Below are 20,157 nucleotides of genomic sequence, written 5' to 3' on the forward strand. Positions count from 1 at the left end.
ATGCTGGGTGGTGTAATAACAACCAGGAGTAAATCCCAAATGGCTTTAAACCTTCAAGACAAAAAAGCAATTGTTGCTGAAGTCAACGAAGCAGCCAGTGGTGCACTTTCTGCAGTTGTAGCTGACTCTCGTGGCGTTACTGTTGGCGCGATGACTTCTCTACGTAAACAAGCGCGTGAAGCGGGTGTTTACATGAGAGTTGTTCGTAACACACTAGCACGCCGTGCAGTAGAAGGTACTGAGTATGAGTGTCTACAAGACACATTTACTGGTCCTAGCCTACTTGCGTTCTCTAATGAGCACCCTGGTGCTGCAGCGCGTCTTTTCAAAGACTTCGCTAAAGAGAACAAAACATTCGAGATCAAAGCTGCTGCATTTGAAGGCGCAGTTACTGATGCTGATGTACTAGCGACACTACCAACTTACGACGAAGCAATTGCACGCCTAATGATGTGCATGAAAGAAGCTTCTGCTGGCAAGCTGGTTCGTACTATCGCTGCTGTTCGCGACCAAAAAGAAGAAGCTGCGGCTTAAGCCTTGCTTTTTACTGGTTGCTAAATAAACTTATTGTTGACTTAAAAGAGAATTGTTATGTCTATTACTAACGAGCAAATCCTAGACGCAGTTGCAGAAATGTCTGTAATGCAAGTTGTTGAGCTTATCGAAGCTATGGAAGAGAAATTCGGTGTTACTGCTGCTGCTGCAGTTGTAGCTGGTGGCGCAGCTGGCGGCGACGCTGCTGCTGAGCAAACTGAATTCGACGTAGTTCTTACTGCTGTTGGCGGTAACAAAGTATCTGTTATCAAAGCAGTACGTGGCGCAACTGGCCTAGGTCTTAAAGAAGCTAAAGCTCTTGTAGACGGCGCTCCTGCACCTCTTAAAGAAGGCGTAGAGAAAGCTGAAGCTGAAGCTCTTAAAGCTCAGCTAGAAGAAGCTGGTGCTACTGTTGAAATTAAGTAATTATTACTTAGTTTCATAGCCGACAGGCTAATGGCTGGTGGTTTATTAACCACCGGCCTTTTTGCGCTGTAGGGCATAGGTGAATTTTCCCGCTGTTTAAGCACCTATGTACCATGCAAAAAACGTTGCTCGACGCTTGAGTCAACGTCACTACAGTAAACAGTTGTTAGTCACTGTCCCATTACCCACCTTAAGTAACTAGGCTTGGGCGGACAGTTTGGGTCACTTATCAGCGAGCTGAGGAACCCCATGGTTTACTCTTATACCGAGAAAAAGCGCATCCGTAAGGACTTTGGTACTCGTCCACAAGTTTTGGACATTCCATACCTGCTATCGATCCAGCTTGATTCTTTCGACAAGTTTATCGAACAGGATCCTGAAGGACAATATGGACTTGAAGCTGCTTTTCGTTCTGTGTTTCCAATTCAGAGCTATAACGGCAATTCTGAGCTGCAATACGTTAGCTACCGTCTTGGCGAGCCAGTATTTGATGTTAAAGAATGTCAAATTCGTGGCGTAACTTATTCAAAACCACTTCGCGTAAAATTGCGCCTGGTTGTTTTTGATAAAGACGCACCAGCGGGTACTGTAAAAGATATTAAAGAACAAGAAGTCTACATGGGCGAAATTCCGCTTATGACAGACAATGGTACCTTCGTAATCAATGGTACCGAGAGGGTTATCGTATCCCAGCTGCACCGAAGCCCAGGCGTGTTCTTCGACAGCGATAAGGGTAAGACCCACTCTTCAGGTAAAGTTCTTTATAACGCACGTGTTATTCCTTACCGTGGTTCATGGCTCGACTTCGAGTTTGATCCTAAGGATAACTTGTACGTTCGAATCGACCGCCGTCGTAAACTACCAGCATCGATCATTCTTCGTGCACTAGGTAAAACGTCGGAAGAGATCCTCGATATCTTCTTCGATAAGATTAACTTCGAAGTAAAAGACCAAACTCTATTAATGGAGTTGGTACCGGAACGCCTACGTGGCGAGACCGCTTCTTTTGATATCGAAGCAAACGGCAAGACTTATGTTGAGACTGGCCGTCGCGTAACTGCGCGTCATATCCGTCAACTTGAGAAAGATGGCGTTGATTTCATTGAAGTACCTGTCGAGTACATCGTAGGGAAAGTAGCGTCTAAAGACTACATCAATGAAGCGACTGGCGAGATCATTGTTGGTGCAAACCACGAGATCAGCCTAGAAGCACTTGCGAACCTTTCGCAGGCTGGCCACAAGCAACTAGAAGTTCTATTTACGAACGATCTAGACCACGGTCCGTTCATGTCAGACACACTACGTGTCGACAGCACGGTAGACCGCATCTCTGCATTGGTAGAAATCTACCGCATGATGCGCCCGGGTGAGCCACCAACAAAAGAAGCGGCAGAATCGCTATTCGAAAGCCTATTCTTCGCTGAAGAGCGTTATGACCTATCGACTGTTGGTCGTATGAAGTTTAACAGCTCTATCGGTCGTGAAGACGCACTAGAGCAAGGCACACTTGACGAAACAGATATCGTTGAAGTGATGAAGAAACTGATTGCTATCCGTAACGGCATTGGCGAAGTGGACGATATCGACCACCTTGGCAACCGTCGTATCCGTAGCGTTGGTGAAATGGCTGAAAACCAATTCCGTGTTGGTCTAGTTCGTGTAGAACGCGCAGTGAAAGAACGCCTAAGCCTTGGTGACCTTGACGCTATCATGCCTCAAGATCTTATCAATGCTAAGCCAATTTCTGCAGCCGTTAAAGAATTCTTTGGCTCTTCACAGCTGTCTCAGTTTATGGACCAAAACAACCCGTTATCAGAAGTGACGCACAAACGTCGTATTTCTGCATTGGGTCCTGGCGGTCTAACTCGTGAGCGTGCTGGCTTTGAAGTACGTGACGTACACGTTACGCACTACGGTCGTCTATGTCCGATCGAAACGCCAGAAGGTCCAAACATCGGTTTGATTAACTCATTGTCAGCGTTTGCACGTTGTAACGAGTACGGTTTCCTAGAAACACCGTACCGTCGTGTTGTTGATGGTGTAGTTACTGACGAAGTTGATTACTTATCAGCTATCGAAGAAGGTCAATTCGTTATCGCACAGGCAAATGCTGCGTTAACAGCGGAAGGGACATTCGACGATGAACTGATCACAGCTCGTCAAAAAGGTGAATCTGGTCTTCACCCACGTGACCATGTTAACTACATGGACGTTGCAACCAACCAAGTAGTATCTATCGCTGCCTCGCTTATCCCGTTCCTAGAACACGATGATGCGAACCGTGCATTGATGGGTGCGAACATGCAACGTCAAGCCGTTCCAACACTGAAGGCTGATAAGCCACTTGTTGGTACTGGTATTGAGCGTAACGTAGCCGTTGACTCGGGCGTTACCGCGGTAGCGAAACGTGGCGGTATGGTGCAGTCTGTTGACGCATCTCGTATCGTAGTTAAGGTTAATGAAGATGAGCTGATTCCTGGTGAAGCAGGCATCGACATTTACAACCTGACTAAGTACACGCGTTCGAACCAGAACACTTGTATTAACCAACGTCCAACGGTACTTCCTGGTGAGCCTGTTGCTCGCGGTGATGTATTGGCTGATGGTCCTTCAACGGATCTCGGTGAATTGGCACTTGGTCAAAACATGCGTATCGCGTTCATGCCTTGGAACGGTTACAACTTCGAAGACTCGATCTTAGTATCTGAGCGCGTAGTTCAAGAAGACCGCTTCACGACTATCCACATCCAAGAGCTTTCTTGTGTGGCACGTGATACTAAGCTGGGTTCTGAAGAGATCACAGCGGATATTCCAAACGTAGGTGAGTCTGCTCTGTCTAAACTAGACGAGTCAGGTATCGTTTACATTGGTGCTGAAGTTAAGGGTGGCGACATCCTAGTTGGTAAAGTAACCCCTAAAGGTGAAACGCAACTAACGCCTGAAGAGAAGCTACTACGTGCGATCTTCGGTGAAAAAGCATCAGATGTTAAAGATACATCACTACGTGTACCAAACTCTGTTTCTGGTACCATCATCGACGTTCAAGTCTTTACTCGCGATGGCGTAGAAAAAGACAAACGTGCTCTAGAAATAGAGCAGATGCAGCTTAAAGAAGCGAAGAAAGACCTGACTGAAGAGTTCCAAATTCTTGAAGGTGGTCTACTAGCGCGTGTAAGAGCTGTACTTCTTCAAGGTGGTTACTCTGAAGAGAAGCTTGATACTATCGGTCGTAAGAGATGGCTAGAGCTAACGCTAGAAGATGACGCACTGCAAACTCAACTTGAGCAACTTGCAGAGCAAAACGACGAGCTTAAAGCAGACTTCGATAAGAAGTTTGAAACTAAGCGTCGTAAGATCACTCAAGGTGATGATCTAGCGCCTGGCGTTCTTAAGATTGTTAAAGTTTACCTAGCGGTTAAACGTCGTATCCAGCCTGGTGATAAGATGGTAGGTCGTCACGGTAACAAGGGTGTAATCTCTAAGATCAACCCTGTTGAAGACATGCCATATGATGGCAAAGGTCAGCCTGTTGACATCGTGCTTAACCCACTGGGTGTACCTTCGCGTATGAACATCGGTCAGATCCTAGAAGTTCACTTAGGTCTGGCGGCGAAAGGTATCGGTGACAAGATTAACCAGATGGTTAAAGAGCAACAAGAACTCGCGAAATTCCGTGAATTCTTGCAAAAAGTCTACGACCTAGGCGGTACTCGCCAGAACGTTGACATTGCTGAATTGTCCGACGACGAAGTTCGTACATTGGTGAAAAACCTACGTGGTGGTCTACCAATTGCGACACCAGTATTTGATGGTGCTACTGAAGGCTCTATTAAAGAACTATTGAAACTTGGCGACCTACCTGAATCTGGTCAGTTAACCTTGTTTGATGGTCGTACTGGTGACCAGTTTGAGCGTCCTGTAACTGTTGGTTACATGTACATGCTGAAACTGAACCACTTGGTTGACGATAAGATGCACGCTCGTTCTACTGGTTCGTACAGCCTAGTAACTCAGCAACCACTTGGTGGTAAAGCTCAGTTCGGTGGTCAGCGTTTCGGTGAGATGGAAGTATGGGCACTAGAAGCATACGGTGCGGCTTACACTCTACAAGAAATGCTAACGGTTAAGTCTGATGACGTTAACGGTCGTACGAAGATGTATAAGAACATCGTCGACGGCAACCACAGCATGGAACCTGGCATGCCAGAATCGTTCAACGTACTGTTGAAAGAGATCCGCTCGCTAGGTATCAACATCGAGCTAGAAGACGAATAATCCTTTATTAGGGTTATCTGGTAGGAAGGCGCTCGCTCTATAGTTTAAGAGCGGGCCCCTTTTAACTCCTCACAGGAGCTGATTGTGAAAGACTTATTAAACTTTCTAAAAGCACAGCATAAGACCGAAGAATTTGATGCAATCAAAATCGGTCTATCTTCACCTGACATGATTCGTTCATGGTCTTTTGGTGAAGTTAAGAAACCAGAAACGATCAACTATCGTACGTTCAAGCCTGAGCGTGATGGTCTATTCTGTGCGCGTATTTTTGGTCCAGTTAAAGACTACGAATGTCTTTGTGGCAAATACAAGCGTTTGAAACACCGCGGTGTTATCTGTGAAAAGTGTGGCGTTGAAGTAACGCAAACTAAAGTTCGTCGTGACCGTATGGGCCACATCGAGCTTGCTTCACCTGTTGCTCACATCTGGTTCCTAAAATCACTGCCGTCTCGTATCGGTTTGTTGATGGATATCCCTCTACGTGATATCGAACGCGTACTGTACTTTGAAATGTACGTCGTGACAGAACCAGGCATGACTGATCTAGAAAAATCACAGATGCTTACTGAAGATGAGTATCTTGATCGCCTAGAAGAGTGGGGTGATGAGTTCACAGCTAAGATGGGTGCAGAAGCGATCAAAGATCTGCTGTCTACTATGGACATGCACGCAGAAGCGGAACAAATGCGCGAAGAGTTAGAAACCACTAACTCTGAAACTAAGCGTAAAAAAATCACTAAGCGCCTGAAGCTAGTTGAAGCCTTCATTCAATCGGGTAACAACCCAGAATGGATGATCTTGACTGTTCTTCCGGTTCTACCGCCAGATCTACGTCCTCTAGTTCCACTAGATGGCGGTCGTTTTGCGACATCTGATCTGAACGACCTTTACCGTCGTGTGATTAACCGTAACAACCGTTTGAAGCGTCTTCTAGAGCTAGCGGCTCCAGACATCATCGTACGTAACGAAAAGCGTATGCTGCAAGAGTCTGTTGATGCCCTTCTAGATAACGGTCGTCGCGGTCGTGCGATCACAGGTTCGAACAAGCGTCCTCTGAAATCTCTTGCTGATATGATCAAGGGTAAACAAGGTCGTTTCCGTCAGAACCTTCTAGGTAAACGTGTAGACTACTCTGGCCGTTCTGTAATCACAGTAGGTCCATACCTTCGTCTACACCAGTGTGGTCTTCCTAAGAAGATGGCACTAGAGCTATTTAAACCATTCATCTATAGCAAGCTAGAAACTCGTGGCATGGCGACGACAATCAAAGCAGCGAAGAAAATGGTAGAGCGCGAAGAAGCGATCGTTTGGGATATCCTAGACGAAGTTATCCGCGAACACCCAGTACTGCTTAACCGTGCACCTACACTTCACCGTCTAGGTATCCAAGCGTTTGAACCAGTACTAATCGAAGGTAAAGCGATTCAGCTTCACCCACTAGTGTGTGCGGCTTATAACGCCGACTTCGATGGTGACCAAATGGCGGTTCACGTGCCTCTAACTTTAGAAGCACAGCTTGAAGCACGTACACTGATGATGTCGACGAATAACATTCTGTCTCCAGCATCAGGTGATCCGATCATCGTACCTTCTCAGGACGTTGTATTGGGTCTTTACTACATGACGCGTGACAAGATCAACGTTAAAGGTGAAGGTATGTACCTTGCTGGCCCTGAAGAGGCTGAGAAGGCATACCGTACTAAGAGCGCAGAGCTTCACGCTCGCGTAAAAGTACGTATCACTGAGACAGTGGTTGACGAAGATGGTAACAGCACAACAAGCACAGGCATGGTAGATACTACTGTTGGTCGTGCAATGTTGTGGCAAATCGTACCAACGGGTCTTCCATACAGCTTGGTAAACCAAAAGCTAGGTAAGAAGCAAATCTCTAACCTACTGAATGAGTGTTACCGTAAGCTGGGTCTGAAAGACACAGTAATTTTTGCTGACCAAATCATGTACGCTGGTTTCGCTTACGCGGCACTATCAGGCGTTTCAGTTGGTATCGATGACATGGTTGTACCTCAAGCGAAGTACGACGAAATCGAATCAGCAGAAGAAGAAGTTCGCGAAATTCAAGATCAGTTCCAATCTGGTCTAGTAACCGCGGGTGAGCGCTACAACAAAGTGATCGATATTTGGGCTTCGACCAATGATCGCGTAGCGAAAGCGATGATGGACAACCTTTCATCTGAAACGGTTATTAACCGTGACGGTGAAGAAGAGCAACAAGAGTCGTTTAACAGCATCTACATGATGGCTGACTCGGGCGCTCGTGGTTCTGCAGCTCAGATTCGTCAGCTTGCTGGTATGCGTGGTCTGATGGCACGTCCAGATGGTTCAATCATCGAGACACCAATCACCGCGAACTTTAAAGAAGGTCTAAACGTCCTTCAGTACTTTATCTCAACGCACGGTGCTCGTAAGGGTCTTGCGGATACAGCACTGAAAACAGCAAACTCGGGTTACCTAACTCGTCGTCTAGTAGACGTTGCTCAAGACGTTGTAGTTCACGAACATGACTGTGGCACCCATGAAGGTGTTGACATGATGCCTCACATCGAAGGTGGTGACGTTAAAGTTGCACTTTCTGAGTTGGCTCTTGGTCGTGTAGTGGCTGAAGACGTTCTTAAGCCGGGTACTGAAGATGTTCTGATTCCACGTAATACTCTGATTGATGAGAAGTGGTGTCAAATCATGGAAGATAACTCTGTAGATAGCATGAAAGTGCGCTCAGTAGTTACCTGTGATGCGGACTTCGGTTGTTGTGCACAGTGTTACGGTCGTGACCTAGCACGTGGTCACCTAGTGAACCAAGGTGAAGCAGTTGGCGTTATTGCTGCTCAGTCTATCGGTGAACCGGGTACACAGCTAACGATGCGTACGTTCCACATCGGTGGTGCAGCATCGACAGCGGCAGCAGAAAACAGCATCCAAGCGAAGACAACGGGTACCGTTAAACTTCATAACGCTAAGTTTGTTATCAACAAAGATAAGAAACTGGTTATCACTTCTCGTGCATCTGAGATGACGATTATTGATGAGTTTGGCCGTACTAAAGAGAAGCACAAACTTCCTTACGGTTCGATCCTAAGCAAAGCAGACAACGACGCAGTACAAGCTGGTGACGTTGTGGCTAACTGGGAAGCGCACACATTGCCAATCATCACTGAAGTGGCAGGTCGCATCCAGTTTGTTGACATGATCGATGGCGTAACTGTTTCTCGTCAAACAGATGACCTAACTGGTCTATCTTCAAGTGAAGTAACTGAACCAGCTGCTCGTCCAGCTGCAGGTAAAGATATGCGTCCAGCTATCAAACTTGTAGATGAGCAAGGTAAAGACGTAATGATCAGCGGCACTGATATGCCAGCACTTTACTTCCTACCTGGTAAAGCGATCGTTAACATTGAAGATGGCGCAGAAGTTGGCGTTGGTGACACGTTATCTCGTATTCCTCAGAAATCTGGCGGAAACCGAGACATCACCAAGTGGTCTACCTCGCGTAGCGGATCTATTTGAAGCTCGTAAGCCTAAAGAGCCAGCAATTCTTGCTGAGCACTCAGGTATGGTTTCATTTGGTAAAGAGACCAAGGGTAAACGTCGTCTAATTATCACTCGCGATGGCGGTGATAATTACGAAGAGATGATTCCTAAGCATCGTCAGTTGAACGTGTTCGAAGGTGAACGTGTTGAACGTGGTGACGTAATTGCTGATGGTCCAGAAACTCCACATGACATTCTACGTCTACGTGGCATTCACGCTGTGACTCAATACATCGCGAACGAAGTTCAAGAAGTATACCGTCTACAAGGCGTTAAGATTAACGATAAGCACATCGAGACTATCGTTCGTCAAATGCTACGTAAGTGTACAATCACACATGCTGGTGACTCTGAGTTCTTACCTGGTGAGCAAGTTGAATACCACAACGTTAAGATCGCTAACCGCGCTCTAGAAGCGGAAGGTAAAGAACTAGTACGTTTCGAACGTGACCTACTAGGTATTACTAAAGCCTCTCTTGCAACTGAGTCATTTATCTCAGCGGCATCGTTCCAAGAGACAACACGTGTACTAACAGAAGCGGCAGTTTCTGGTAAGCGTGATGATCTTCGTGGTCTGAAAGAGAACGTAATTGTTGGTCGTTTGATTCCAGCAGGTACAGGTTTTGCGTATCACCAAGACCGTCAAGCTAAGCGTAACGAAGTACAAGAAGGCCCGTCAGCTGAACAAGCAACGGATAACCTAGCAGCACTTCTAAATGCAGGCTTCTCTTCTGACGAGTAATCGTTGTTAGAGACATGAAAAAAGGCGCCGAAAGGCGCCTTTTTTGTATCTGTCTGGTAGGGAATAAAGGATAATGCTTCCTGCTTCCTGCTTCCTGCTTCCTGCTTCCTGCTTCCTGCTTCCTAGGGACGCGTTTCACCCCTTTCCTAGGAAAGAGGCGATGGCATTCTAATGTCGTTTGCTTAACTCTATGCCCCAGGCGGTATCGCTAAACTGTCGGCAATTAACTGTATCAGTCGGTCTTCAACTTCAAAGCGCAGTTCTAAAATCTCGCCCACTTTCGACATGTCCGGTTCAAAACCTGGCAAATCATTGTCTTGTGAAAGCCCGACATACTTATCGTTGAATTCAAGTAACGGCTCAGTGGTTAGAACGATTTTAGCGTACGTCCCATCAATTTCTTCATTGGTCTTAAAGCCCGTTGCTTTCCACTTGTCCATCACCATATCGTAGATCTTGAAATGACCTTCAGAGATATAGTCAACTAAGTGATTACAAAATGAGCCAATATCTGATGGAGCAGGAAGCTCAATGACATTCGATTGAGAAGAGGCGGGTTGCAGCGCGGCAAGCTTACAATATTCAACAATAAGCGCCTGTCTTGTTTCTAACCAATGATCGATGACTTCACTAGAGCCACCCCATTGTTCTTGTGCATTTTTAAATTTATTCAGCATGACCATGTCCTCATGATCGGGGCTACGATCTGCAGCCACACGTTTTGCAATAACCTTAAGTGTTGAAATAACACATGGTTAGTGAGAAATTGATTCCCTTGGTACCAGATTTAGAATTTCTAATTTTCCAGCTGGTATGAAATTAGATTGCCAGTAAAATGGATGAACTGCAAGCGCTGAGGATTCAAGATGTTAAAAAAAGTGAAGATGCTATTCATCCTGCCTATTGGTGTATTGTATCCGGAAGTGAGCTCTGGCTTCATGATGGTGTGCTTCCTTATGGTCCAGCGGAAGCATTTTCTCTTCCTGCATCAGAAGCGATCAAGATTGGTGAGTTTGAAGGCACGCCCGTGATGTGGATTAACGATGCCAACCTGGATGACCAGCGAACCATGACCTCCTTGCGAGAGCTGTTGTCTTTACCAGAAGCTCTATTTTGTCTGGTGTCGAAGGCAGTACAGTATGGGCATATGACTCAGACAATGCGTTTTTGCCCGCAGTGTGGCGGGCGGGCGCACTTAAATCATAATCAGTTGGCAATGCAGTGCCAAGATTGCCGTACACTGCATTACCCACGCATTTTTCCTTGTATCATCGTTGCCGTGCGTAAAGGCAACGAAATCTTACTTGCGCAGCATCAGCGGCATGCGGGAGGGATGTATACGGTTATCGCTGGGTTTCTCGAAGTCGGGGAAACGTTGGAAACCTGTGTCGCTCGTGAAGTTTATGAAGAAACAGGTATAAAAGTGAACAACATACGCTATGTCGGGAGCCAACCTTGGGCGTTTCCGAGCAGCATGATGATGGCATTTTTAGCCGACTACGAAAGTGGCGACGTGAAACCGGATTATCACGAACTCAAAGATGCGCAGTGGTTTGATACCAGCAAGTTGCCATTGGTTGCTCCAAAAGGCACCATCGCTCGGGCACTCATTGAAGAAACAGTGACTCAAGTGAGTATTGAGAAAAATGCAGCGAGAAAATAGATAAAAAAAACCCTCCGCAAGCGGAGGGGGTAAGTAAGATGTCGTTATGAGATGCTGAGTGTAACACTCAGTATATTATTGTAATTTTCGCTAGCAGATTGATTTTTAACACCCCCGATTAGCGGTTGCAAACACACTCAACGTTTAGTTGTTAATAATATGATCTCGCCTGCAAAGTGTTGTCTTTTTGAGCGATAGCGCACGCAAGCGGACGACACTCAAATTTTGGTAAAAGAAATGTTATCTATGACTGCAAACCGTCAATGATTAGCGGTAAACTATGGCCTTTCGAATTGGAGAAAAATGAATGACGGAACTGAAGAACGATCGCTACCTTAGAGCGCTATTAAAAGAGCCAGTAGACCACACCCCTGTATGGATGATGCGTCAAGCTGGTCGTTATCTCCCAGAGTATCGCGCAACACGTGGTGTGGCGGGTGATTTTATGTCGCTGTGTAAAAATGCCGAGTTGGCTTCTGAGGTGACTCTTCAACCGCTTCGTCGTTTTCCTCTTGATGCGGCGATTCTATTTTCCGACATTCTGACGATTCCAGATGCGATGGGACTGGGTCTTTACTTCGAAACCGGTGAAGGTCCTAAATTTGAACGCCCAATTACGTGTAAGGCTGATGTTGAAAAAATCGGCCTACCTGATCCTGAAGGTGAACTGCAATACGTCATGAATGCGGTTCGTCAGATCCGTAAGGATTTAAAAGGCGAAGTACCTCTCATAGGCTTCTCTGGTAGCCCTTGGACGCTGGCAACTTACATGGTAGAAGGTGGCAGCTCAAAAGCCTTCACTAAAATCAAAAAAATGATGTACGCGGAACCGCAAACCTTGCACTTGTTGCTCGATAAACTGGCGGACAGCGTGATTGAGTACTTGAACGCACAAATTAAAGCTGGCGCACAATCCGTCATGGTATTTGATACTTGGGGTGGCGTGTTGACACCGCGAGATTACAACCTGTTCTCACTGCAGTACATGCACAAGATTGTTGATGGTCTAATTCGTGAAAACGAAGGTCGTCGCGTACCCGTGACACTGTTCACTAAAAATGGCGGCATGTGGTTAGAGCAAATCGCCGCAACAGGGTGTGATGCTCTTGGCTTAGACTGGACGATCAATATCGCCGATGCTAAGAAACGAGTGGGCGATAAAGTCGCCCTGCAAGGTAATATGGATCCTTCGATTCTTTACGCGCAACCAGAGCGCATTCGTGAAGAAGTCGCAACCATCCTTGAAGGGTTTGGCGACGATGGAACCGGGCATGTCTTCAACCTCGGTCACGGTATTCATCTAGATGTACCGCCAGAAAACGCCGGTGTTTTTGTGGACGCCGTTCATGAACTATCAAAGCCTTACCATAAGTAATTGCTGGTTAGCTCCAGCGCGCTTGCTGGCGAAGTAATGATAAACGCTCAGGGTTTCCCTGAGCGTTTTTTTATGGGTGAAGGATCTTATTAGTGAGAAATGTTGCTAAAGGGCAGGAACCTTAAGCGAACTTAGCTAAGCTTATTTCAGCGAGTACGAATTATGGTGACAGTATGACTCTACAACTCCCCCTCTTTTTATCGATTGTCCTATTGGTCGTATCAGGGTGCGCGGCTGACGTGGCGACCGACTATGATGCTAACGCCAACTTTTCTTTATTCAAGACCTATCAATATCAAGAAAATCCCGATGTTGCCGTGGGGCTTGACGCGGCGCGTATCAAAAAAGCGGTGGATAGGGAACTGGCAAACAAAGGCTTTCAACAAGTGGAACGTGATAGCGACGTGCTAGTGCGCTACCGTATTTTAGAAGGGACAGAGTTACAAAGTAGCGGCCCCACCTTCGGGTTTGGTGTGGGTGGAGGAAGCTATGGGGGCGGTGGTTATGGGGTAGGAGTACGAACGCCAGAGCGAATTAAAGAGAAAAAATTTGGTAAATTGAACGTCGAGTTGATTGAAGCCAAAAATAATGAGGTGGTATGGAGTTCGGTGTCGCAAAGGCAGCTCACGGAAACCATGGAACCTGCGGATAGGGATGTGTTTGTGCAAGAGCAAGTGCATAAGATGTTTGAAGAGTATCCGAGGTAAGAGCGGATTAAGAGCGGAGCTGTGGCCCTGTGGGGTGTGACTAATTATAGTTTTATTAATTAGTTGATTCTTTGTGCCTTATGGGTTTTTGTGAACCATAGAACCATAGAACCATAGAACCATAGAACCATAGAACCATAGAACCATAGAACCATAGAACCATAGAACCATAGAACCATAGAACCACTAATACCCTTTATTAAAATCCACTAAATTCTGCAGCTGAAAGCCATCTCGCCAGCGTAAATAATTTTCTGCAAAGATATCGACGACTTGTTCGGGAAAGCTCAGGGCGGCAATGTGTGGCGTGACCGTCACTTGGCTGTGGTGCCAGTAAGGGCATTCCTGCGAGATCGGTTCGTTGATGAAGACATCGAGAAAAGCATGGTCAATTTGGCCTGCTTCAAGTGCAGTGAGCAGCGATGGGGTGTCTACCGTGGCGCCACGACCAACATTAAAGAACAAAACTCCCCGGCAATGAGCAAAGAGCTCACGATTGAATATGCCGTGTGTTGCTCTGGTGTTGGGCAGGGTGGATACGATAATGTCCACAGAGGCGAGCAGAGTGTTAACCTCATTGATGTGGTACGTTTCTGCAAATGCTGACTGTCTCGGTGGAATGCCCGTACGATTGATGCCAATTGGGATCATGCCCAGCGCTTTGACAACATTGGCAAGATGACTGCCAATCGCCCCGGTGCCGAAAATCGCCATACGCTTACCATTTAACGATTGATAGTGATGCTGTTGCCAGTCTCTGTTGGTTTGTTGCTGCTTATATAAAGCAAAGTGACGATAGTGATTAATGGTATGACCGAGCACGTATTCACTGATTTGCTGGCCAAATATGCCTTTAACATTGGTGAGCTGAAAACGCGGCGCGCTCCCTTTCTCCAGTATTGCATCAACGCCTGCGTAAGTGGATTGAATCCACTGCACTTTTGGATAGCAATCTAAGCTGTCTGCTAATTTTGGTGGCGCAGCCAGTACAATGGAAGCCGCGTGACCTTTGCTGCAAATTTCCAAATCGGGTAACTGTCGCTGTTTAAGCAACGACAAGTATTTGTCATTGTCTTCGGTAACAAGCGCTAAGGTGTGCTTTTGCATCGTCATTACTGGCTATTCCTCATCCTTGGGGTTACACTTTCGCGGTCTTTATCTACCATAGCAGAGCGACCATGTTACAGAACCCTATTCAGGTACGTATCGAAAAATTTGAGCCTTGGCAGCATATCACTTTTATGACTAGCTTGTGCGAGCGCATGTATCCAAACTTTGCGATGTTTTGCGAAAGCACACAGTTTGCCGAAGCGCGAATATACCGAGATATTTTGGATAGCGTCTGGGAATTGCTGACCGTGAAAACGGCAAAAATCAATTTTGAGAAACAACTCGAAAAACTAGAAGAAATTATCCCGAGCTCTGAGGATTTTGATTTTTACGGCGTGTACCCTGCGATCGACGCGTGTGTTGCCCTATCGACATTGCTACATGGTTTGTTGGATAGAGATTACCTACTAGAGTCGACGCTGAAAATCAGTCAGCAGTCCGTGGCTACCGTTGCGCAATTAGAAGAAGCGCAAGCCGGTATTGAGATCACCAACGACAACCAAAAAGACAACGAAGTGGTCTGTGAAGAGTGGGATGTTCAGTGGGCGATTTTCCGCCCACTACGTGATTGCACTGAGCGTGATATAGCGCTGATTAAAGATCTTCGCCTTGAGCTCAAGGAAGAGGGAGTCAGTAACATTGGTGTAAGTATCTAGCGTACGCCTTCAGGTTAGAAAAGTGCGTTCTCAGGAAAGTTATCAACGACCAGCCTGAGAACGACCTACCTAAACTTAATACCTTCTCGTATTAATCAAAAAAACTCGTCTTGCCAAACAACGTGATGTCGTAGCCGATATCAAATGGGTAATCAAACACAGAGACGTACTGATTAGGCTGTTTTGTCTCGAGCAGCAGCCCAACAATCAACAGCTGATTATCATAAAACGTATCGGCATACAGTGCTTGGTTCTTTGTGACCATTGCAGGTTTTACCTCTCTCTGGCTGATAAACAACGTGTAAATCTCCGACCCTCGTTTACCCCAAAGCATGGTCTTATTAATGACCCTCCCGCTGGCTTTGTTTTCAATATACACAGACAACACGCCCGAGCGGCATTTGCCCTTTTGCAAATTGAGCTCACCATCATGAGTAAACCTATAGCTACATCCCAAGCCATTAGCGAAGGGGTACAATAGCCAAACAACAGAAACCATTAGCAGTAAAGCAACGAAGCGTTTTGATGTCGCTATTGTTTGCAGGTTGGCCAGAGCATTGGTAGAGCGCATTCCGTATTCCTTACTATTCGAAGCTAAAATCTCGGTTCAGTGTTCTATTGGGACCAAGCGAATAATGCCATCTTCATCAGAAGTATCTCGAAAATACACCACATGACCCTCCGTCTCTTGAGACAGGGCGTGTACCGTGTTATCTGGCAGAGAGAATGAGCCGACTAAAGTGGTGTTGCCACGCTTATAGGTGTGCATACTTGGCTTTATCGATGACACGTAAAAAATCACTAAAGCACAAAACAACAAGGCGGTATAAAGTGCCATTAAAGGCACCTTTTTGACTAACTCAAACCGAGTTGGTGTCACAACTGCGTCGTTGGGTGAGGGGCATTCTTCGACTGGCTGAGCGGCTCGTTCAGAAGAGCTGGCGTCATTGTCATTAGCATTTGCGCTGGCTGAACTTACGTTCACGCTGACAAAAGGGACGTCATTGGTGATCAAAATGACATTAAGGTCTAACCGAAAACCAATGGTTGGAACGGTTTCTAAGCACATGACTAAACCAACTTTATCTAACGCTGTCCGAATGTTTCGGATGGCGACATTGAGCGAGTTAGCCACAACAATCTTGCCAGGCCAGCCAACGTCCAATAACTGTTGCTTGGTTAATGGGTGACCTTGGGCATTGCACAGAGCCTCTAGGATAAGTCGCTCACTGCTGTTTAATTTGGCGAAAGTAAGCCCGTCTTCCGCCAGGTGACCATTATTCGGGTTCAAGGTTATATTTGTGGTTGGTGTCATGATTTAGCTTCTTTTACTTGGGGACAGACACTCGGCTTCATAATAATCTAAGCCAGACATATCGATATAGCTGTCTTCAATAATGCTTACGTCACAGCTGAGCATAGGAACACTTAGGTGTTCCTCATTTTTGTCAAATGCCGCAATAAATACACGGCCATCACTGTCAAAGTAGCTACTAATCGGGGCATCATTACTATAAAGCTTAGTTCCTAATGAAACCTCTTGCCTCAGCTTAAGCATGGTGTCGCGCCCTTTTTTAACGTGATAAGTGACTAAGGTGAGAGCACCTTCACTTGGAATCGTATTTGCGACGGTATTGTCAAGGTAGACTCCATCAGGAATCGACTTGGATTCGACTGAAACTCGATTTTGACTGTACGCAGAGGCTGAAGGGATGAGCACAAAGCCATCCGCGTTTGTTTTACTCGGCATTTGTTATTTTTAACCCTTCCACATCGTCAACTCTGACTAATATATTGGTGTCAGATAGACGCCGAGTGGGAAGCGCGGTATTTTCCGCAACGACCAAGCCACCTTTTACGGTGCCTCTAACCTGTGAGCCCGATTGAGAGTTGGAGTATTGCAGAGAATAATCGTTATATTCACTATTGCTTGATAAAGACAACCCATGCCCAACAATGCCCTTCTTATCATCGAAACGCAGAGAGCCTGATACGGAGCTACTGTCGCCGAACCGCATACCACTAGACAACGAGGTACTCGCAGGGCGACCACTGCTGTGTGAGCGAGATAGGCTTACGCGCGATTTTCCCCAGTTGAGCGGCATCGAAAAATTCATTGAGAGTCGATTGTCGACGGCAAAGTCATTCTGGTTACTCTCTTTAGAATAGGCCTTTAGCGCGCTAACGGAGTATCGATAGTATTCATTACCAAATGAGTACCCTAAGCCAAAGCTTTGGAATTGTGCTTTGTCTGATCCTCCCAGAGACTGAAACAGACTGACGCTTCCAAGTTGAAAGGGCAGGCCGCTACTCGCTGACGTAGAGAGCTGATAGCCTTTTCTAACCATATCGGCAATATGGCTACTATTGATATCTCGGTACCCATTTCCCAAAAAATGACTCAGAGAGGTCTGAAAATTCAGCGACCAGAATGGCAAGCTTTTGGTTAAGCTTGAATTGATTTTAGTCCCTGACTGACCCGTTGGTAGGTAAGTAGAATGTGCAGCCGAAAAGCGAACACCACCCAATAGGTCGAAATTCATCGTACTAGCTACAGATAGGTTACTATAGTCGCGCTCGACAAAAAGCCCAGTAGTTAAAGATTGAGTGTCCGTTAGGCCATAGATCAATTCTCCTCCTAAAAAGGCGTGTGAGTTGGTTCGTTGCAGCCCTGTAAATAAGCTATGTTCGCTAGTGCCTTGCTTTAGGACACTGAGTACCAATTGACTAGGAACTGAAAAAACCGCTTCACGTCCATCTTCTTCTTTAATGCTGACCACGAAATCACTATTGGAGCGAATGTTCATATCGTTAATAGTAAATTCGCTTACCGCCACGTATTCAGTGTGAATCAGTTCGTTGTCTTGATAAACACGCACTTCGGCATTCGTTTCCGCATTGGCACGAATGGTCGTGGTGTCCGTCATTTGCCCTGATTGATACAAACGGCTATTACTGCTCAAGCTGACGCCTTGCATATCGACCGACCCCATGACTGCTGTGCTTTGACTTAGCTCACCAAACATAAATTTGCTGCGCAGTGAAGGAATGTTGGTATATCCATAGAGATATCCATTGGACATTGTCGTCTCTTGATTCACCATAGAGGCTGAGAGGCTACTCTTGAAGCGAAACCGTCCCACATTGAATTGTGGGCTTGCTGAACCGTAAGCTTGGTAGTTATCGTCAAACCTAGTCGTCATTCCAGCCGAATACGGTAACATTAATGCTGTGACACCATCATCATAATGAGCCAGAGCATACTGCTTTTCTGACAGCAAAAATCTGGAAGGAATGTTCATGGTTATTTCGAAACTGCCAAAATCAATATCCAAGCCAATTTCGCTGCTTAGCACACACGAGCTCTGTTTTAAGTTGATATCCGGTTTAATGCCGAACTCACTTAATTGTTGCTCTGAGAAGCATGGTGTGCTTTCTCCTTGCTCATTGCTGTAGAAGAGAATGGATTCAAAATACGTTCGCCTTTTATTAACGGTAATTTTAAAGTCATAGTTACCATCAGGGATGTGATTAACCAAGCTGCCGAAGGAGGCATCTTTAGAGATGCCATTAAGGAGAGAAAGATCAAAACCGCCCGCAAAAGATAGTAAAGGAGTAGTCAGAATGAACAGAATTAAGGAGCGTAACATAGGTAATATTTCTATAGTGAGCGTTTATCTTTAGCAAGGAACCCAAGGTCGTTGATGTAATTCAATTCAAAAGAACGTTGTGGGTTAAAATTACTACTTTTAGTAAATGTGATCTCCTGATAAGGGGCAATCATTTGTACTACCATTACCTCTTCTTTTCTTTGTTCAACTGAGGTGAGAGTGATATGCAATGGAGACTCATTTTTCACAGTAAAATCATCCCCTTGCTTGTTAACGACGAGTTTTTTTACTGCTTCTTCCATAGTCAATGTTGCAATAGAACTCGGTCTAATAAATAACTTGTAATGCATATCCATGCCAGCCACGACATCTGATGGAGTATCTGACTGCTCTTTTATAGAGACAGCACTAAGAGTCCGATATGTTTCTACCTCATTAGAGTCCATTACTGATTCTAAATTATAGATTCTGAATCCTGAGCGACTATCCGCTTTAGATAGAATGATATTCGGTGTTATTATTGGTAGCCTCTCTTCATCAAAGCTGTCATTTAATATGGAAAGCTGTACCAACGTAGCAGAATCTGAGTTATTAACGATTTCTCCTTGAAAGTATCTATTCCCTTCAATATAAACAACCCTAGCTCCGGGGATAGCAATGGCATAGCAAATGCTTGGTAATATTAGCATTAGTAATATATATTTTTTCATTTTTACATCTCTATATATTTGGAGTATATAAATACTCCAAATATAGGTCTTAAATAAATTTTATTGAATCTTGGCAGTAAAAGACATCACTTTATCGACTTTTTTATCTGCCGTGTTATTCCAAATGGCATACTTCCTATGGTCAATATTCATAATCGTTGTTAATGTAAGCATATTATCTTTAGCAAAGTCTTTCAGTCGGTGCCATTCTGATGTATCTCCTGCTTTTACAATCTTATAGCCATTCTCGATCTGGACTTTTTGATTGCCATCAATAGATGCTTTAACACCGATGTCTTGTTTCTTGATAACCGTTGTAAACCATACGCCAATATCATCCCCTAGTGCATACCAAGTCTGACCATTTTCGTTCCAATAGGCATCTTCAACGGGCCAGGCGAATTTCCCTTCTTCTGCACTTTTTCCTTTCATTGATGTATTTTCAATATTAAAAAACGCCATTTCACAGCCATTACCCTTTAAGTGTAAGTCTGTTTCTTTAGTATCAATAGTATTGTTTGCTCCGTTATTGAGTTTCACATCGCCAAAATTAACATCAAATCCGGTGTCACTCTCAAAAGCAAATGAACAAATGGCTCCTTCATACTCAACATTTGCTGTGATGTTTAATTCAATGTCTTTACTTTCCACGTTTCGAGTATTTATTTGGTCGTGAGAACCATATAAGCTTTCTTTGAACGCATATTGGTCTACAGCCATTGCTGATGATGTGCTTAGCGCTAATACAAGGCCAACGCTGCTAGCTAGAGTTTGTTTTGTTAGGTTAAGAGTCATGAGTTAT

At 45.3% G+C, this 20,157-nt stretch carries 13 protein-coding genes and 2 pseudogenes; 8 read left to right on the top strand and 7 right to left on the bottom strand.

What is annotated here, in order from left to right:
- The first annotated feature begins 39 nt into the window (after positions 1-39).
- The 4 genes and pseudogenes from rplJ to rpoC all read left to right on the top strand — a co-directional run bounded on the left by rplJ (position 40) and on the right by rpoC (position 9,523).
- Positions 40-534, top strand: a complete 495-nt coding sequence (gene rplJ, locus AC0L66_RS01750; protein ID WP_017077558.1) for a 50S ribosomal protein L10 — start codon at positions 40-42, stop codon at positions 532-534.
- A 57-nt stretch (positions 535-591) separates the two neighbouring features.
- Entirely contained in the window at positions 592-960 is a 369-nt protein-coding gene (rplL, locus tag AC0L66_RS01755) for a 50S ribosomal protein L7/L12 (RefSeq protein ID WP_265676586.1), read from the top strand.
- A 249-nt stretch (positions 961-1,209) separates the two neighbouring features.
- A complete protein-coding gene (gene rpoB, locus AC0L66_RS01760) occupies positions 1,210-5,235 on the top strand; it encodes a DNA-directed RNA polymerase subunit beta (RefSeq protein WP_473568178.1) in 4,026 nt (1,341 codons plus the stop codon).
- An 84-nt stretch (positions 5,236-5,319) separates the two neighbouring features.
- A pseudogene (gene rpoC, locus AC0L66_RS01765) lies at positions 5,320-9,523 on the top strand (DNA-directed RNA polymerase subunit beta').
- Positions 9,524-9,711: 188 nt separating this feature from the next.
- On the opposite strand, the gene rsd reads toward rpoC, so the two are convergent.
- Entirely contained in the window at positions 9,712-10,206 is a 495-nt protein-coding gene (gene rsd / locus AC0L66_RS01770) for a sigma D regulator (protein WP_428754555.1), read from the bottom strand.
- A 152-nt stretch (positions 10,207-10,358) separates the two neighbouring features.
- Between rsd and nudC the strand changes: the two genes are divergently transcribed.
- The 3 genes from nudC to AC0L66_RS01785 all read left to right on the top strand — a co-directional run bounded on the left by nudC (position 10,359) and on the right by AC0L66_RS01785 (position 13,268).
- Positions 10,359-11,186 (top strand): NAD(+) diphosphatase, encoded by an 828-nt coding sequence (nudC, locus tag AC0L66_RS01775; protein WP_473568180.1) that lies wholly within the window; start codon positions 10,359-10,361, stop codon positions 11,184-11,186.
- Positions 11,187-11,493: 307 nt separating this feature from the next.
- Positions 11,494-12,561 carry a uroporphyrinogen decarboxylase gene (hemE, locus tag AC0L66_RS01780; protein ID WP_265676590.1) on the top strand — a complete coding sequence of 356 codons (1,068 nt, stop codon included), beginning with the start codon at positions 11,494-11,496 and terminating at the stop codon, positions 12,559-12,561.
- A gap of 173 nt (positions 12,562-12,734) precedes the next feature.
- Positions 12,735-13,268, top strand: coding sequence for a DUF4136 domain-containing protein (locus AC0L66_RS01785; RefSeq protein ID WP_473568182.1), 534 nt, complete (start codon positions 12,735-12,737; stop codon positions 13,266-13,268).
- Positions 13,269-13,454: 186 nt separating this feature from the next.
- Here the strand turns inward: AC0L66_RS01785 and AC0L66_RS01790 are convergent, their stop codons facing one another.
- The gene (locus tag AC0L66_RS01790; RefSeq protein WP_473568185.1) at positions 13,455-14,381 is read right to left on the bottom strand and encodes a D-2-hydroxyacid dehydrogenase; all 927 of its coding nucleotides are present in this window, start codon (positions 14,379-14,381) and stop codon (positions 13,455-13,457) included.
- 65 nt (positions 14,382-14,446) lie between these two features.
- On the opposite strand from AC0L66_RS01790, the gene AC0L66_RS01795 reads away from it, so the two are divergent.
- Positions 14,447-15,034 carry a YjaG family protein gene (locus AC0L66_RS01795; protein ID WP_473568187.1) on the top strand — a complete coding sequence of 196 codons (588 nt, stop codon included), beginning with the start codon at positions 14,447-14,449 and terminating at the stop codon, positions 15,032-15,034.
- Between the two features lie 91 nt (positions 15,035-15,125).
- On the opposite strand, the gene AC0L66_RS01800 is transcribed toward AC0L66_RS01795, so the two are convergent.
- The 5 genes and pseudogenes from AC0L66_RS01800 to AC0L66_RS01820 all read right to left on the bottom strand — a co-directional run bounded on the left by AC0L66_RS01800 (position 15,126) and on the right by AC0L66_RS01820 (position 20,150).
- Positions 15,126-15,605 (bottom strand): hypothetical protein, encoded by a 480-nt coding sequence (locus AC0L66_RS01800; protein WP_265676594.1) that lies wholly within the window; start codon positions 15,603-15,605, stop codon positions 15,126-15,128.
- A 36-nt stretch (positions 15,606-15,641) separates the two neighbouring features.
- Complete coding sequence (locus tag AC0L66_RS01805) at positions 15,642-16,349, bottom strand: winged helix-turn-helix domain-containing protein (RefSeq protein ID WP_473568190.1); 708 nt, start codon at positions 16,347-16,349, stop codon at positions 15,642-15,644.
- A 3-nt stretch (positions 16,350-16,352) separates the two neighbouring features.
- Positions 16,353-18,684 (bottom strand): annotated as a pseudogene (locus AC0L66_RS01810) (fimbria/pilus outer membrane usher protein).
- Positions 18,685-18,695: 11 nt separating this feature from the next.
- Positions 18,696-19,355 carry a fimbrial biogenesis chaperone gene (locus AC0L66_RS01815; protein ID WP_265676598.1) on the bottom strand — a complete coding sequence of 220 codons (660 nt, stop codon included), beginning with the start codon at positions 19,353-19,355 and terminating at the stop codon, positions 18,696-18,698.
- Between the two features lie 60 nt (positions 19,356-19,415).
- The gene (locus AC0L66_RS01820; protein WP_473568191.1) at positions 19,416-20,150 is read right to left on the bottom strand and encodes a hypothetical protein; all 735 of its coding nucleotides are present in this window, start codon (positions 20,148-20,150) and stop codon (positions 19,416-19,418) included.
- Positions 20,151-20,157: the final 7 nt, after the last annotated feature.

The sequence above is a fragment of the Vibrio sp. GJ43-1 genome, assembly GCF_055808835.1.

What these genes read in the sequence shown, in the direction of transcription:
- AC0L66_RS01800 (WP_265676594.1), bottom strand. Translation starts at nt 15,605, where the DNA reads ATGCGCTCTACCAATGCTCTGGCCAACCTGCAAACAATAGCGACATCA.
- nudC (WP_473568180.1), top strand. Translation starts at nt 10,359, where the DNA reads ATGGATGAACTGCAAGCGCTGAGGATTCAAGATGTTAAAAAAAGTGAA.
- AC0L66_RS01805 (WP_473568190.1), bottom strand. Translation starts at nt 16,349, where the DNA reads ATGACACCAACCACAAATATAACCTTGAACCCGAATAATGGTCACCTG.
- AC0L66_RS01815 (WP_265676598.1), bottom strand. Translation starts at nt 19,355, where the DNA reads ATGAAAAAATATATATTACTAATGCTAATATTACCAAGCATTTGCTAT.
- hemE (WP_265676590.1), top strand. Translation starts at nt 11,494, where the DNA reads ATGACGGAACTGAAGAACGATCGCTACCTTAGAGCGCTATTAAAAGAG.
- AC0L66_RS01795 (WP_473568187.1), top strand. Translation starts at nt 14,447, where the DNA reads ATGTTACAGAACCCTATTCAGGTACGTATCGAAAAATTTGAGCCTTGG.
- rpoB (WP_473568178.1), top strand. Translation starts at nt 1,210, where the DNA reads ATGGTTTACTCTTATACCGAGAAAAAGCGCATCCGTAAGGACTTTGGT.
- rsd (WP_428754555.1), bottom strand. Translation starts at nt 10,206, where the DNA reads ATGGTCATGCTGAATAAATTTAAAAATGCACAAGAACAATGGGGTGGC.
- rplL (WP_265676586.1), top strand. Translation starts at nt 592, where the DNA reads ATGTCTATTACTAACGAGCAAATCCTAGACGCAGTTGCAGAAATGTCT.
- AC0L66_RS01785 (WP_473568182.1), top strand. Translation starts at nt 12,735, where the DNA reads ATGACTCTACAACTCCCCCTCTTTTTATCGATTGTCCTATTGGTCGTA.
- AC0L66_RS01820 (WP_473568191.1), bottom strand. Translation starts at nt 20,150, where the DNA reads ATGACTCTTAACCTAACAAAACAAACTCTAGCTAGCAGCGTTGGCCTT.
- rplJ (WP_017077558.1), top strand. Translation starts at nt 40, where the DNA reads ATGGCTTTAAACCTTCAAGACAAAAAAGCAATTGTTGCTGAAGTCAAC.
- AC0L66_RS01790 (WP_473568185.1), bottom strand. Translation starts at nt 14,381, where the DNA reads ATGACGATGCAAAAGCACACCTTAGCGCTTGTTACCGAAGACAATGAC.